Origin of the sequence: Cupriavidus basilensis (genome assembly GCF_000876015.1) — a bacterium.
Lineage (GTDB): Bacteria > Pseudomonadota > Gammaproteobacteria > Burkholderiales > Burkholderiaceae > Cupriavidus > Cupriavidus basilensis_B.
In genome coordinates this window covers 250,576-264,944 of sequence record NZ_BBQM01000015.1, presented here as the reverse complement: position 1 = coordinate 264,944, position 14,369 = coordinate 250,576, and the positions used below count along the sequence as shown (strand labels likewise).

Below are 14,369 nucleotides of genomic sequence, written 5' to 3'. Positions count from 1 at the left end.
CCGCGCCGGCGCGCGGCGCTGCCGGTCGCGTCGGCGGCAATCAGGAAGCGGCCTGCGAATCCTGCGCGCGCCACTCCTTGCGCCGCTGCCGCATCAGGTCCAGCGCGCGGCGCGCGACCTTCCACCACGCGAACGGCCGCGGGTCGGCCAGCATGCTGAGCGCGCGCGCGTAGTCGAGCGTGAGCCCCGGCGTCCACGCCATCGTGACCGCGCGCTTGCGGATCTGCGCGGCCACCCACAGCTCGGGCGTGGCCAGGATGCGGAAGAAGCTCGCCCAGCCGGCGCGGCCGCCGCGCAGGCGGGCCGCGGCGCCTTCGAGCGCGGCCTCGAGCGCGTTCGACACCGTGCTGGAGCAGTTGCGGTGCGTGAGGTTGTAGGTGGTGTCGGCGCGGTAGCGCTCCCAGAACGCGCTCAGCTTGCCCGGGTCGTAGTTGCGGATGCGCACGCGCACCGTCGACGGGCACCAGGCGCGCGACTCGGTGGCGTAGTCGGGCTGGAACTCGCCCGGCACGTCGTTCTCTTGCGTGGCCCGCAGGATGCGGCCGAACTCGTCCGGCGAGCGGTCGATCTCCACGCCCGGATAGAGGCTGATGTAGATGCCCTCGGGCGACTCCAGCGCGGCGTGGCCGGTCGAGATGACGCCGTTCACGTCGACCGCCGCGATGTAGCGGCCGATGATCGGATGGCGCAGCACCGGCGCCTTGGACGAGCCGGCCGGCGTCCAGACATGGACCGTCAGCGCGTGCTCCTCGTCGCCGGGCGGGCCGTCCCAGCCGGCCTCGGCGAACACCGGCCCGGCGCCGGGCTCGGCCCGGTCGGGCTCGACGGCGGGATGCCTGGCGCGGTTCAGCGCCGGGTTGCGCGCCAGCCGGCGCACGCGCGTGGCCAGCGTGACCAGGTTCAGCCCGCCGAAGAACAGGAACAGCCCGAGGCAATACGGCAGCGTGCCGACGTAGTGGGTCGGGAACGGCTGGTAGAAGAAGATCGCCAGCAGGATCTCCGCGCAGCCCCACGAGAACGCGGCCTTCCAGCGCCGGTAGCGCACCACCCACGCCGAGATGCACTGGAGCAGGCCGTCAACCAGGAACAGCGTGCCGAAGATCATCGACAGCAGGAAGTTGCCGTGGTGATGGCCGGCCAGGATCAGGATCGCCGCGCCGACCACGGCGAAGCCCTTGACGTAGCGCAGCACGCGCTGGCCGCCCACGCCGGTCCACGCCACCGCCAGCGTGGCCAGCCCCTCGGCGAGGAACAGCCAGGCGAAGACATCGATCGGGAAATAGGCGGCGCCGTCGAGCGCGTCGATGAACACCACGATGCCCGCGACCAGCCACAGAATGCCGATCGCCAGGATCGCGCGGGCGCGCTTGCGCAGATAATCGACGCCAAGCAGCAGCAGCATCAGCCGGACCATGATTCCCCTTTTCTGTGTTTGTCGTTTTTCGTATCTGTCGCCGTCCCGGCGCCGTTGCCATTGCCGCGCGCCGCGCAGCCTCGAAAATACCATCAATCGGCATGCCCGCGGCGCGGCCCGATTGGGCGGATATTCTGGATAATCCATCCAGGCCGGGACGGTTTATCCGCCGCCGCCGGGCGCTTAAGCTGGATGCCCTGTCAACCCATGAAGGAGACGTGCATGGCAGACCATTCCATCAAGGGCAAGGTCGCGCTGATCGCCGGCGGCGCCAAGAACCTCGGCGGCCTGATTGCCCGCGACCTCGCCGCGCAAGGCGCCAGGGCGGTGGCCATCCACTACAACAGCGCCGCCTCGAAGGCCGACGCCGACCAGACCGTGGCCGCCATCCGGGCCGCCGGCGCGCAGGCCGTGGCGCTGCAGGCCGACCTGACCACCGCCGCGGCCACGGGCAAGCTGTTCGCCGACGCCATTGCCGCCGTGGGCAGGCCGGACATCGCCATCAACACGGTCGGCAAGGTGCTCAAGAAACCGCTGGTGGAGATCACCGAGGCCGAGTACGACGAGATGGCGGCGGTCAACGCCAAGTCCGCCTTCCTGTTCCTGCAGGAAGCGGGCCGGCACCTCAACGACAACGGCAAGATCGTGACGCTGGTGACTTCGCTGCTGGGCGCGTTCACGCCGTACTATGCTTCCTATGCCGGCACCAAGGCGCCGGTGGAGCATTTCACGCGCGCGGCGGCCAAGGAATTCGGCGCGCGCGGGATCTCGGTCACGGCGGTGGGGCCCGGCCCGATGGATACGCCGTTCTTCTATCCGGCCGAGGGCGAGGACGCGGTGGCCTACCACAAGACGGCCGCGGCGCTGTCGCCGTTCTCCAGGACCGGCCTGACCGACATCGCGGACGTGGTGCCGTTCATCCGCCATCTGGTCAGCGACGGCTGGTGGATCACCGGGCAGACCATCCTGATCAACGGCGGCTACACGACCAAGTAAGCCACCAAGTAAGCCGCCAGGCGGACGCGCCCGCCGCCGGGCCGGCACGGCGGCGGGTGCAACAGATAGCGGGGAGAGGCAGTCGATGGCAGCGAGCCGGCCACATGGATAGATTCGACCAGTACCGCGTGTTCGCCCAGGTGGCGGAGATGGGCAGCTTCATCAAGGCCGCGCATGCGCTGGAGCTGCCGCGCGCGTCGGTATCCGCGGCGATCCAGCAACTGGAGGCGCAGGTCGGCGTGCGGCTGCTGCACCGGACCACGCGCCACGTGCGGCTGACCACCGACGGCGAGCAACTGCTCGAGCGCCTGCGCCCGCTGATGGCCGAGGTGGAGAGCATCGACCAGTTGTTCCACGCCGGCGGGCGGCAGTTGTCGGGCCGGCTCAGCATCGACGCGCCCAGCCGCATCGCCCGCCGCCTGATCGCGCCCGCGCTGCCCGGCCTGCTGCGCCGCCATCCCCGGCTGCAACTGTCGCTGGGCTCGAGCGACCGCGCCATCGACCTGGCGCAGGAAGGCGTGGACTGCGCGGTGCGCTTCGGCACGCCGCACGACAGCAGCCTGGTGGTGCGGCCGCTCGGCCACGTCGCCCTGGTCAACTGCGCCAGCCCGGCCTACCTGCGCGAGCACGGCGAGCCCGCCCAGCCCGGCGACCTCGCGCACGGCCACTGGGCGGTGGGCTACGCCTCGCCGCGGACCGGGCGCGAGCTGCCGTGGGAATACGCCGGGCGCGACGGCGCCACCCACACCATCGAGGTGCCCAGCCGCGTGATCGCGAACAACGTCGAGAGCTATATCGCCTGCTGCCTGGCCGGGCTGGGCCTGATCCAGATCCCGCGCTTCGACGTGCAGTACCTGCTCGACGCCGGCGAACTGGCCGAGGTCATGCCCGGCCACCGCGCCGCCGCCATGCCGGTGTCGCTGCTCTATCCGCACCGGCGCCAACGCTCGCGGCGGCTGGACATGTTCGCGCAGTGGTTCGAGGAACTGATCCGCCCGCACCTGGACGACTGAATCGGGCGCCGCACACGCCTATGCCGTCAGCGGCGCCTCGTATTCCTCGCGGAACTGATGCAGCGAACTCTCCACGACCGTCACGGCGCCGTCGATCAGGCCGCAGCGCCCGCTGCCCGGCAGGATGCTGCACAGGTTCTCCAGCGCCTCCAGGTCGGCATGCACGCCCCGGCCGGTATCGATCCGGTTGAGCAGCCGCATCAGCTGGAAGGTGCCGCCCTTGCATGGCGGGCACTGGCCGCACGAGCCCTGGGCGAAGAAGCTCACGTACTCGGCCACCTTGCGCACGATGCTGGTGCCTTCCGACACCACGATCATGGCGCCGGTGCCCAGCCGCGAGCGCCGCAGCCTGACCGAGTCGAAATCGAGCGCGACGTCGAGATCGCGTTTCGTCAGCAGGGTGTTCGAGGGGCCGCCGGTGAACACCGCCTTGAACTCCTTGCCCTGCAGCATGCCGCCGCCATGCTCGAACACGAGCGACTCGAGGCTCGTGCCCATCGGCAGCTCGTACAGGCCGGGGCGCAGCACGTCCCCCGAGAGCGAAAAGAGCTTGGTTCCCGCGGCATTGCCGACGCCGAGGTCCCGGTACCACTGCGCGCCGTGGCGCAGGATGCCGGGAACGTGCGCCAGCGTTTCCGCGTTGTTGACCACGGTCGGCGCGCCGCGCACGCCGTGCTCGGCCGGAAAGGGCGGCTTGCGGCGCGGGAACGGGAAGCCCCCCTCGACGCTGGCGATCACCGCGGTCTCCTCGCCCCCGATGTAGAGCCCCGAGCTGGGCACCACCTCCAGGGACACGGGCCCGCCCACCAGCCGCTCCAGTTCTGCGAAGCGGGGATGCCGCAGCCATTGCCCGACCGCCGCGCGCGTCGCCGCGAGGGATGCCGGCTGGTGCGGGTTGACGTACAGCACGACATGGTTGGCGCGGCACGCCGCGGCGGCGATGAGCGCGCCCTCGATGACCTGGTGCGGCGTGTGCTCCAGAAGGAAGCGGTCCTTGAACGTGCCCGGCTCGTCTTCGTTGCCGTTGCAGATGATGTACTTGTCGCCGTCCGGCGCGGCGGCGACCGGCGCCCACTTGCGATGCGTCGCGAAGCCGGCGCCGCCCATGCCGCGCAGGTCGGCCTGCCCGATCTCGCCGATGATGGCCGCCGGCTCGCGCAGCGCCCGCGCGAGCCCCTCCGCGCCGCCGACCGCGAGCCATGCGTCCAGGTCGGCGCCGACCCGGTTGTCTTCCTTCAGGAGAACCTGATTCGGTTGTGTCATCGCGCTCCCCCCGCCCCGCTCACCGGACCCCGCGGACCACGCGGCCCCGCGCGCCGGAATGCAGCCCCGCATCGACGCGCAGGTCGAAATTCGCGTAGCCCGGAAACAGCATCGGCGCCTTGACGTGAAGCGGCAGCCCCGCGAGCGTCAGTTCGCGCTGCCAGGCATGCACGTGGCCGATGCCCGCGCGGCTGGCCATCACGCCGTGCCACGACCCGGCCGCGCTGGCGCCCGCGCGCCGCCCCATGCTCAGGATGTCGAGCAGCGCGTTGCCCATCAGCCGGTTGCGCCCGTGGATGCCGCCCGCCACCTCGCCGACGCAGTACAGGCCGCCCACGTTCGTGGCGCCGTCCTTGCCGACCGCCACGCCGCCGTTCTGGTAATGGAGCGTCGGATAAACCAGGAAGGGCTCCCTGGCCGCGTCCTGGCCGCACCGGCGCGCGAGGTGGCTCAGCGTGACGAGGCGCTCGGCCAGGATGCCGGGATGCGCCATTTCCAGCGTCGGCGTGTCGAGGAAGACGCCCACCTGCTGGCCGCGCACGATGCCGCGCCCCTGCGCGCACTCGCGCAGGATCGACGAGGCCACGACGTCGCGCGGCTTGAGCTCGTCGACAAAGCGCTCGCCCTCGCCGTTGATCAGCTTCGCCCCGGCGGAACGCGCCGCCTCCGAGATGAGCCCGCCGGCGAGATGCTCGGGGTAGGCGATGCCGGTGGGATGGTACTGGAACGAATCGAGTTCGCGCAGCCGCGCGCCCATGCGGTAGGCCAGCACCAGGCCATCGGCCGTGGCGCCGTAATGGTTCGACGTCGGGAACGCATTCAGGTGCAGGCGTCCCGCGCCGCCGGTGGCGACGATCACGGCGCGCGCGCGCACCAGCACGAAGGTGCGCCATTCGAGGTTGTAGATCACCGCGCCGGCGCAGTTGCCGCGCTCGTCGGACAGCAGCTCGACCGCCGGGCACCGGTTCCACACCTCGATGCCGGGGTCCAGGTCCACCGCCTCGCGCAGCACCCGCATCAGTTCGAGCCCGGTGTAGTCGCGGTAGGAGAGGATGCGCGCGGCCGACGCCCCGCCCGGCTTCTTGCGCAGCAGATTGCCGATGGGCCGGTCGTCCTCCTGGTCGAACGTCATGCCGAGCCGGATCAGCCAGCGGATGACGTCGGGGCCGTCCATCACCATCTGCGCGACGAGTTCGGGATCGCCGCGGAAGTGGCCGGCGCGCAGCGTGTCCTCGAAATGCAGCTGGGGGCTGTCGTCCTCGCCGACGGCCGCCTGGATGCCGCCTTCGGCCATCACGGTATTGCTGTCGCCGAGGCGCAGCTTGGTGGCGAGGATGACGCGCGCGCCCTCCTTCGCCGCCGTGAGCGCCGCCGCGCATCCACCGCCGCCACCGCCGATCACCAGCACGTCGGTGGTCACGAGCTGGGCCCCCGCGATGTCCACGTCGTCGATCAGCGCGTTGGCCTGCAGCTGGCGCGCCAGATCCGGCTGGCATGGCTCTCCCCGGTTCACGCCGATGGCGAGCGGCACGCGCGCGTCCGGGCCGTGGTCGGGATGAAAGCCTTTCAGGAGGGCGTCGGTGGCGTCGTTGCCGGGATCGTCATCGGGCGCCGCATTGGAGCCGCCGGCACCGCGCACCGCCGGCGTCATGCCGGGCCGGTAGCGCTGGCGGGCCTCGTCGTAGGGAATGCCTGCAAGCATGGTATTTGTTGGTCCGGTCAGCGTGGCGGGCGCGCGCCCGGCGCGTCGAAATCGATCCGCATCTCGCCGCTTTCGATCTGCTGCAGCCGGTGCATCAGGTTCGCCGGGCGCAGCCACAGCGCCGCGGTCATGCGCCGCACGAACAGGCCGAGGTGGTTGGGCCGGATCAGCTCGGGACAGGCCAGCGTGCAGAGATTGCACATGACGCATTCGTCGAAGACGCGGCCGGACTCCGCCAGCTTGCCCTCGACGGCGAGGTTCACCCCGCGCTGCACGTCGAGCCCCTTCGGGCACGCGCGGTCGCAGCCGCCGCAGTGGCGGCAATGCGCGGCTTCGGGAAAGGTCTCGCCGATCGATTGCAGCAGATGCCAGCTGTCGCCCGCTTCTTCGGGGCGATAGACGTGGCGCACCGGCGCGGTGAAATACTCGAGCGAGGCCACCTGCATGCCTTCCTCGATCAGGGTCTCGCAGGCAAGCGCGGTGTTGACCTCGCGCTCGCCGCCGCGCCGCACCAGCACGCGGCAGGAGCCGCACACGCCCTGGCCCATGCAGCCGACGCCCTCCACGAGCGTCTGCCCCGCGTGCAGGAACGCCTGCAGGATGGAGCAGTTCGGCGGGGCATCGATCTGGTGGCCTTCGATGGTCAGACGTACCATCCTTCGCACCTTGTCATTTTGTCTGGCGGCGCCGGCGCCACGCTGGCGCACTTGCCTAAAAGATCATATAAACCATAGCACATGGCGGTTATGGCAAAGAGGCAAGCAAGAGGGGAATCGCGATGGCGCCATTCCGGGGGGTCGCTGCCACACGCGCGGCACTGATTTTCATCATCCTCACCCGCGCCGCGGAGCGCTCTGTCCGGCACATATGGCATCATTCCATCATTTTCGTCGGCCTGATCGTCCACATGATGCCGAAAGCCACCCAGGAAAAATGCACCAGACCGGTGCCATTGCCGCGGGCATCGCGGCGCGATTTCTTATTCTTTCCGTCGAAAAGATTCACTTCCGCTTGCGAAGTCCATCGATCAGGATTGCCTGAGCCTCGAACGCGCGCCATGCCGCCGGCAGGCACGGTTCGCGTCGACCGGCACGGGGACTTCGGCTGTCTTCATTCACTGTGTATCCCTCGAGGAGTTCGAAGATGCTCGCCAGGATAGTCGCGCTGTATCGCTACTTCATGTCCGTGGTGCCCTTCCGGCTGACGCCGGCCATCATCACCACGGTCGTGCTCATCACGCTGCTGCTCATCCCCACGCCGGCCGGCCTGAACGACAACGCGTGGGACCTGGTGGCCATCTTCCTGACCACCATCGTCGCCATCATTCTCAAGGTGATGCCGATCGGCGTGATGGCGATGATGGCCATCGTGATCGTGTCGCTGGCGCAAGTGACCTCGAACTCGTCCAAGGGCGCCATCGCCGATGCGCTGAGCAGCTTCTCCAATCCGCTGATCTGGCTGATCGTCGTGGCCGTGCTGATCTCGCGCGGGCTGAAGAAGACCGGGCTCGGCAACCGCATCGGCCTGATGTTCATCGCGCTGCTGGGCAAGCGCACCATCGGCATCGGCTACGGGCTGGCGATCTGCGAGCTGGTGCTGGCGCCGTTCACGCCCAGCAACACCGCGCGCGGCGGCGGCATCGTGCACCCGATCATGCGCTCGATCGCCGGCGCCTTCGACTCCGATCCGGCCAAGGGAACCCAGGGCAAGGTCGGCACCTATCTCGCGCTGGTCAACTACCACGCCAACCCGATCACCTCGGCCATGTTCGTGACGGCGACCGCGCCCAACCCGCTGGTGGTCGACTACGTGGCCAGGGCCACCGGCCAGGCGCTGCACCTGACCTGGACCACCTGGGCGCTGTGCATGCTGGTGCCCGGCCTGCTGTGCCTGCTGCTGATGCCGCTCATCATCTTCGTGCTCAACCCGCCCGAGCTGAAGGCGACCCCCAACGCCATCGACTACGCCAAGGGCGAGCTCGCGCGCATGGGCCCGCTCAGCGGCAAGGAGCGGGTCATGATGGGCGTCTTCGCCGTGATGCTGTTCCTGTGGGCCAACGTGCCGGCGATGATCTTCGGCCCGGCCTTCACCCTCGACCCGACCGTGGTCGCCTTCCTCGGCCTGTTCACGCTGATCATCACCGGCACGATCGACTGGGACGACGTGCTCTCGGAAAAGAGCGCCTGGGACACCCTGATCTGGTTCGGCGCGCTGGTCATGCTCGCGGAGCAGCTCAACAAGCTCGGCGTGATCGCGTGGTTCTCGGCGGACATGCGCGACGCCATCGCCGCCAGCGGCATGGGCTGGCTCGCGGTGGCCTCGGTGCTGGTGCTGGTGTTCGTGTTTTCCCACTACCTGTTCGCCAGCACCACCGCGCACGTCAGCGCGATGATGCTGGCCTTCCTCACCGTGGGCGCGCACCTGATCCCGCCGCCCTACGTGCCGCCCTTCATGCTGATGATGACGGCCGGCTCGGCGATCATGATGACGCTGACCCACTACGCCACCGGCACCTCGCCGATCATCTTCGGCAGCGGCTACGTGACGATGGGACAGTGGTGGCGGGCCGGCGCGGTGATGTGCGTGTTCGAGCTGATCGTCTTCGCCGTGATCGGCGGCGTCTGGTGGAAGATCCTCGGATTCTGGTGATCCGGCCGGCGGCCGGCCGGCGGCCGCCTACAGCAGCCGCAGTTCGGCCAGCGCCAGCGCGAAGGCGTCGTTGGGGCGCGGCTTGCGCGACATCTTGACCAGCGTGTAGCGCGCCAGCGGCGGCAGCCGCCGCCACGCCTCGGCCGGGGCCGGCGCGAGGCCGGCCCATGCGTACTGCGCCAGCACGGCGGCGGGCAGCGCGTCGAGCGCGCGCCACGACGCATCGGGCGCGGCGTCGAGCACGGCCGGCGCGCGGCCGATGTGCTGCCGCATGGCGGCGTCGAGCAATGCCCCGAAGCCGCCACCGTCATCGTCACCGTCATCTCCACCACCATCCTCGTCCCGCGCGCTGTCCAGGCTCGCCGCCACCAGCTGCCGGCGCGCGGGCAGCGGCAGCGCCTGCCACTCCGACAGCGCGATGGTCACGCCCGCGCGGTCGAGCGCGAAGCGCACGCTCATGGGAATGTAGCGCCAGAACTGCATGGCTTCGGCATCGGCCGGAAAGCCGAAGCAGGTGACGCCGGGTTGCGGTGCCGTGGGCATGGTGGTGGTCTCCTGGAGGCGCGTCAGCCGGCCGCGCGCGGCGCGGCGGTACGGTGCAGCAGCACCGGGATGGATTTCGAGGTCGGCGTGTTGCAGAGGTCGGCCACGCTGTCCAGCGGCACCAGCGGGTTGGTCTCGGGATAATACGCGCCGATGCAGCCGCGCGGGATATCGTACTCGACCAGCAGGAAACCGTCGGCGCGGCGCGCGATGCCGTCGTCCCAGACCGTGGTCATGTCCACCCAGTCGCCGGCCGCGAAGCCGAGCAGCGCCAGGTCGTCGCGGTTGATGAAGACCACGCGGCGCTGGCCGAACACGCCGCGGTAGCGGTCGTCCAGCGCGTAGACGGTGGTGTTGTACTGGTCGTGCGAGCGCGTGGTCATCAGCGTCATCAGGCGCTCGCCGTGCTGCGCGCGCGCCCGCGCGATGGGGGTGTCGGCGCTGAGCGGGTTGACCAGGAACACCGCCTTGCCCGAGGGCGTGTGCCATTCGCGCTCGCGCGCGGCCACGCGCAGGTGGAAGCCGCCCGGGTGGGCGATGCGCGCGTTGTAGTCCTCGAAGCCGTCCACCACCGCCGCGATCTTGTCGCGGATGCGCGCGTAGTCCTCGGCGTACCACAGCCACGGCACCAGCGCGTCGCCGAGCGTGGCGCGCGCCATGCGCGCGACGATGGCGGTCTCGGACATCAGGTTGGGCGAGGCCGGGCGGTTCATGCCGTAGGAGACGTGCACCATCGCCACCGAGTCCTCCACGGTGACGCCCTGCGCCACGCCGTTCTGCATGTCGATCTCGGTGCGGCCCAGCGTGGGCAGGATCAGCGCGGCCTTGCCGTGCACCAGGTGGCTGCGGTTGAGCTTGGTGGCGATGTGCACGGTGAGGTCGCACGAGCGCAGCGCGTCCCAGGTGCGCGGCGTGTCCGGCGTGGCCGCGGCGAAGTTGCCGCCCAGCCCGACGAACACCTTGACCTTGCCGGCGAGCATGGCCGCGATGGTCTCCACCACGTCGTAGCCGTGATGGCGCGGCGGCGAGAACGCGAACACCTCGCCGAGCTTGTCGAGGAACGCCGCGGCCGGCTTTTCCTCGATGCCCACGGTGCGGTTGCCCTGCACGTTGGAGTGGCCGCGCACCGGGCACAGGCCCGCGCCCTCGCGGCCGATGTTCCCGCGCAGCATCATCAGGTTGGTGAGCATCTGGATGGTCTGCACCGAATGCTTGTGCTGGGTCAGGCCCATGCCCCAGGTGCAGATCACGCGCTGGCCGCGCGCGTAGATCAGCGCCAGGCCCTCGATGTCCTCGCGCGGCACGCCGGACTCGCGCTCGATCACGCCCCACGGCTCGGCGCGCAGGTCGGCCGCGAACGCCTCGAAGCCGGTGGTGTGAGCGGCGATGAAGCCGGTGTCGAGCACGCGCGGCCGGCCGGCGGCCACGGCCTCGTCGTCGAGCTCCACCACGCGCTTGGCCACGCCCTTGATGAGCGCGTAGTCGCCGCCGATGCGCGGCTGCACGAACACCGAGCAGATCTGCGTGCTCGACATGGTCAGCATTTCCATCGGGTGCTGCGGGCTGGTGAAGCGCTCCAGCCCGCGCTCGCGCAGCGGGTTGATCGAAACCAGGGTAGCGCCGCGCCTGGCGCATTCGCGCAGCTCGCCGAGCATGCGCGGATGGTTGGTGGCCGGGTTCTGGCCGAAGATCAGGATGGTGTCGGCGTGCTCGAAATCGTCCAGCGTGACGGTGCCCTTGCCCACGCCCACGGTCAGCGGCATGCCGCGGCTGGTGGCCTCGTGGCACATGTTGGAGCAGTCGGGAAAATTGTTGGTGCCGTAGACGCGCGCGAACAGCTGGTACAGGAAGGCGGCTTCGTTGCTGGCCCGCCCGGAGGTGTAGAACGCGGCCCGGTCGGCGTCGGGCAGCGCGCGCAGGTGGCTGCCGATCAGCGCGAAGGCCTCGTCCCAGGCGATTGCCCGGTAGGTGTCGCTCGACGGGTCGTAGACCACCGGATCGGTCAGGCGGCCGTGCTGCTCCAGCTCGTAGTCGGTCTGCTTCATCAGCGCCTCGACCGTGTGGCGCGCCAGGAACGCCGGCGTCACGCGCTTGGAGGTGGCCTCGGCGGCCACCGCCTTGACGCCGTTCTCGCAGAACTCGAAGGTCGAGGCGTGCTCGCGGTCGGGCCACGCGCAGCCCGGGCAGTCGAAGCCGTCCGGCTGGTTCTGGCGGAACAGCGTGCGGTAGTTGCCGCCGGCCACCCGCTCCTTGAGCAGGTTGATCGCCACGTACTTGAGCGCGCCCCAGCCGGCGGCGGGGTGCGTATAGGGTTCGATGCGTGCTTTCGGCTTGCTGCTCATGGCGAGGCTCCGGGTTTCCGTACAGCGCGGTTGCGTCAGTGGCGGCAGGTTAGTGCGCGCGGCGGCGGGCGGCTTTCGCGGCGGCCCGCCGATGTCGGATTCGCACGGCACCGCGCGGACGGCGGGCCGCCATCACGCCGCCACCACGCCGCCACCGTGCGAATCGGAAGAACGCGCGGGCGGCGCGAATACAGCCGCGGCGCGGCGCGCTACGCTGCGGCCCTGTTCCGTCACACCCGCCATTCCACCGTCCCCAAGGCCCGCACCGTGATCGTCCGACCCCCGCAGAACTGGTTTCGCATGCTGTTCGTCTGGAACGGCTCGGTGCTCCAGGACATCATTCCGCAGCTGGTCTTCATGGCGCTGGTGAGCGGGCTCGCGGTGGCCACCGGCGGGCGCGTGCTGGGCGAGAAGATCCCGCTCAATGCCGTTCCCTTCACCCTGTGCGGCGTGGCGCTGACCATCTTCCTGGCGTTCCGCAACAACGCCAGCTACGACCGCTACTGGGAAGCGCGCAAGCTGTGGGGCCACCTGTTCATCGCCTCGCGCACGCTGGCGTCGCAGGCGCTGTGCTACGCCGCGCCGGTGGACGGCGCGTTCGACGGCGCGGCCTTCGCGCGCGGCATCGTCGCCTTCGCCTGCGCGCTGAAGCACCAGTTGCGCGGCACCAGCCCCGCCGCCGACCTGTGGCGCCTGCTGCCCGCGCACGCGGCGGCGGCGCTGGCCGCCAAGCAGTACAAGCCGGTGGCGCAGCTCAACGCGCTGCGCGCGGCGCTGGCGGCCTCGCACCGGCGCCTGGGCATCACCGGCACCCAGCTGTGGATGCTGGACCGCCAGCTCGACCGCCTTGGCGAGGTGGTGGGCGGCTGCGAGCGTATCGCCTCCACGCCGATCCCGTTCGCCTACGGCGTGCTGCTCCATCGCACGGTGTACGCCTACTGCATGCTGCTGCCGTTCGGGCTGGTCGACTCCATCGGCATAGCCACGCCGCTGATCGCCATCTTCGTGTCGTACACGCTGATCGCGCTGGAGGCGATCGCCAGCGACATCGCCGAGCCGTTCGGCCTGGCGCCGAACAACCTCGCGCTGGACGCCATCACGAACGGCATCGAACGCTCGCTGCTGGAACTGTGCGAGCTCGAACTGCCGCCCGCGGCCACGCCCGTGCGCGCCTACCACCTGACCTGAGGAAGCCCGCCATGCCCGAGACGACCAACCCGCCCGCCGCGCGCCGCGGCCCCGGCGGCCAGAACGACGAAGGCGACGAGCGCGCCGGCAGCATCGCCTGCGCGGTGGTGCGCCACGGCCCCGGCTTCTCCCGCCCCGGCCGCGACCGCGTGGCCGAGGAATTCCCGGTGGCGCTGGTCTTCAACGGCATCTCGCACGCGGTGATGATGACCACCCCGCGCGACCTCGAGGCGTTCGCGGTGGGCTTCGCGCTGACCGAGGGCATCGTCGGGGCCGCCTCGGACATCTTCGACATCGAGCTCGCCATGCATGAGAACGGCGCCGAGGTGCGGCTCCGCATCGCGCAGGAAGCCTTCCTGCTGCTCAAGCAGCGCCGCCGCAGCCTGGCCGGGCGCACCGGCTGCGGCGTGTGCGGGCTGGAAAGCCTGGCGCTGCTCGATCTCGCGCCGGCGCCGCTGGCGCCGGTGCCGGGCCGCGCCGAGATCCTGCCCGAGGCGGTCTGGCGCGCCGCGCGCGATCTGCCGGCGCACCAGCCGCTGATGCGCGAGACCGGCGGCATCCACGCCGCGGCGTGGTGCGCGCCGGACGGCGGAGTGCTGCGCGTGATGGAAGACGTGGGCCGCCACAACGCGCTGGACAAGCTGATCGGCCAGCTCGCGCTGGCGCGCGCCGACCTGCGCCAGGGTTTCGTCTTCATGTCCAGCCGCGCCAGCTACGAACTGGTGCGCAAGGCCGCGCGCATGCAGATCCCGGCGCTGGCCACGATCTCGGCGCCGACCTCGCTGGCGATCGGCATCGCGCGGCAGGCCGGCATGCGGCTGCTGAGCTTCTGCCGGCGCGACAGCCTCTCCGAGTTCGCCGGCGAGGCGCTCGCACACTGCTGAGCGCCCCGACGCAACGACCGGGGTGGCGGGCGGCGGCGCTCACGCCGCGCCGAACAGCTCCCTGCACAGCGCCGTGCCGCCCTCGGTCAGCCAGACCGTGCCGGTGGCGCCGTCCGGCTCCATGCGCACGGCCAGCAGGTTTCCTTCCTCGAGATCCACCAGCGTGCGCCGCAGCTCGCTCATCGGCAGGCCGGCGCGCTTGCGCAGGCGCGCCAGCGACATGGCGCGGCCATCGCCGGCCTGGCCGGCCTCCCAGCACACCGCGAGGATGCTCAGCAGCGCGGTGTGCGCCTGGGGGTCCCAGTCCGGGTCCGGGTTGGCGTGCGGGTCCTGGCCGGTCATGGCGTCTCCGTGTGCGTGCGGGGTCGGTGGTCG

General features: G+C 70.5%; 13 protein-coding genes. 5 read left to right on the top strand and 8 right to left on the bottom strand.

Annotated elements, in window-relative coordinates:
• Window positions 1–40: 40 nt before the first annotated feature.
• A complete protein-coding gene (locus tag KF708C_RS15135; RefSeq protein WP_020202352.1) occupies window positions 41–1,414 on the bottom strand; it encodes an HdeD family acid-resistance protein in 1,374 nt (457 codons plus the stop codon).
• A 222-nt stretch (window positions 1,415–1,636) separates the two neighbouring features.
• Here KF708C_RS15135 and KF708C_RS15130 point away from each other — a divergent pair, with 222 nt between their 5' ends.
• Entirely contained in the window at window positions 1,637–2,410 is a 774-nt protein-coding gene (locus KF708C_RS15130; protein ID WP_059412447.1) for an SDR family oxidoreductase, read from the top strand.
• A 104-nt stretch (window positions 2,411–2,514) separates the two neighbouring features.
• Window positions 2,515–3,423: a LysR family transcriptional regulator gene (locus KF708C_RS15125; RefSeq protein WP_020202354.1), complete on the top strand. Its 909-nt coding sequence runs from the start codon at window positions 2,515–2,517 to the stop codon at window positions 3,421–3,423.
• An 18-nt stretch (window positions 3,424–3,441) separates the two neighbouring features.
• Here KF708C_RS15125 and KF708C_RS15120 read toward each other — a convergent pair whose 3' ends face one another.
• The 4 genes from KF708C_RS15120 to KF708C_RS36910 form a co-directional block, all read right to left on the bottom strand.
• A complete protein-coding gene (locus tag KF708C_RS15120; protein ID WP_020202355.1) occupies window positions 3,442–4,686 on the bottom strand; it encodes a complex I 51 kDa subunit family protein in 1,245 nt (414 codons plus the stop codon).
• Between the two features lie 19 nt (window positions 4,687–4,705).
• Window positions 4,706–6,388 carry an FAD-binding protein gene (locus KF708C_RS15115; RefSeq protein WP_059412446.1) on the bottom strand — a complete coding sequence of 561 codons (1,683 nt, stop codon included), beginning with the start codon at window positions 6,386–6,388 and terminating at the stop codon, window positions 4,706–4,708.
• 17 nt (window positions 6,389–6,405) lie between these two features.
• Window positions 6,406–7,044 carry a 2Fe-2S iron-sulfur cluster-binding protein gene (locus KF708C_RS15110; protein ID WP_020202357.1) on the bottom strand — a complete coding sequence of 213 codons (639 nt, stop codon included), beginning with the start codon at window positions 7,042–7,044 and terminating at the stop codon, window positions 6,406–6,408.
• Between the two features lie 217 nt (window positions 7,045–7,261).
• Window positions 7,262–7,393, bottom strand: coding sequence for a hypothetical protein (locus tag KF708C_RS36910; protein ID WP_269432153.1), 132 nt, complete (start codon window positions 7,391–7,393; stop codon window positions 7,262–7,264).
• Window positions 7,394–7,531: 138 nt separating this feature from the next.
• Between KF708C_RS36910 and KF708C_RS15105 the strand changes: the two genes are divergently transcribed.
• Window positions 7,532–9,037 carry a DASS family sodium-coupled anion symporter gene (locus tag KF708C_RS15105; protein ID WP_020202358.1) on the top strand — a complete coding sequence of 502 codons (1,506 nt, stop codon included), beginning with the start codon at window positions 7,532–7,534 and terminating at the stop codon, window positions 9,035–9,037.
• A gap of 27 nt (window positions 9,038–9,064) precedes the next feature.
• Here the strand turns inward: KF708C_RS15105 and KF708C_RS15100 are convergent, their stop codons facing one another.
• Window positions 9,065–9,580, bottom strand: coding sequence for a nitrate reductase associated protein (locus KF708C_RS15100; RefSeq protein ID WP_059412445.1), 516 nt, complete (start codon window positions 9,578–9,580; stop codon window positions 9,065–9,067).
• Between the two features lie 23 nt (window positions 9,581–9,603).
• Window positions 9,604–11,922 (bottom strand): FdhF/YdeP family oxidoreductase, encoded by a 2,319-nt coding sequence (locus KF708C_RS15095; protein WP_059412444.1) that lies wholly within the window; start codon window positions 11,920–11,922, stop codon window positions 9,604–9,606.
• Between the two features lie 267 nt (window positions 11,923–12,189).
• On the opposite strand from KF708C_RS15095, the gene KF708C_RS15090 reads away from it, so the two are divergent.
• Entirely contained in the window at window positions 12,190–13,110 is a 921-nt protein-coding gene (locus KF708C_RS15090) for a bestrophin family protein (protein ID WP_059412443.1), read from the top strand.
• An 11-nt stretch (window positions 13,111–13,121) separates the two neighbouring features.
• Window positions 13,122–13,994, top strand: a complete 873-nt coding sequence (fdhD, locus tag KF708C_RS15085; protein ID WP_059412442.1) for a formate dehydrogenase accessory sulfurtransferase FdhD — start codon at window positions 13,122–13,124, stop codon at window positions 13,992–13,994.
• A gap of 39 nt (window positions 13,995–14,033) precedes the next feature.
• Here fdhD and KF708C_RS15080 read toward each other — a convergent pair whose 3' ends face one another.
• Window positions 14,034–14,336: a hypothetical protein gene (locus KF708C_RS15080; protein ID WP_020202363.1), complete on the bottom strand. Its 303-nt coding sequence runs from the start codon at window positions 14,334–14,336 to the stop codon at window positions 14,034–14,036.
• Between the last annotated feature and the right edge of the window lie 33 nt (window positions 14,337–14,369).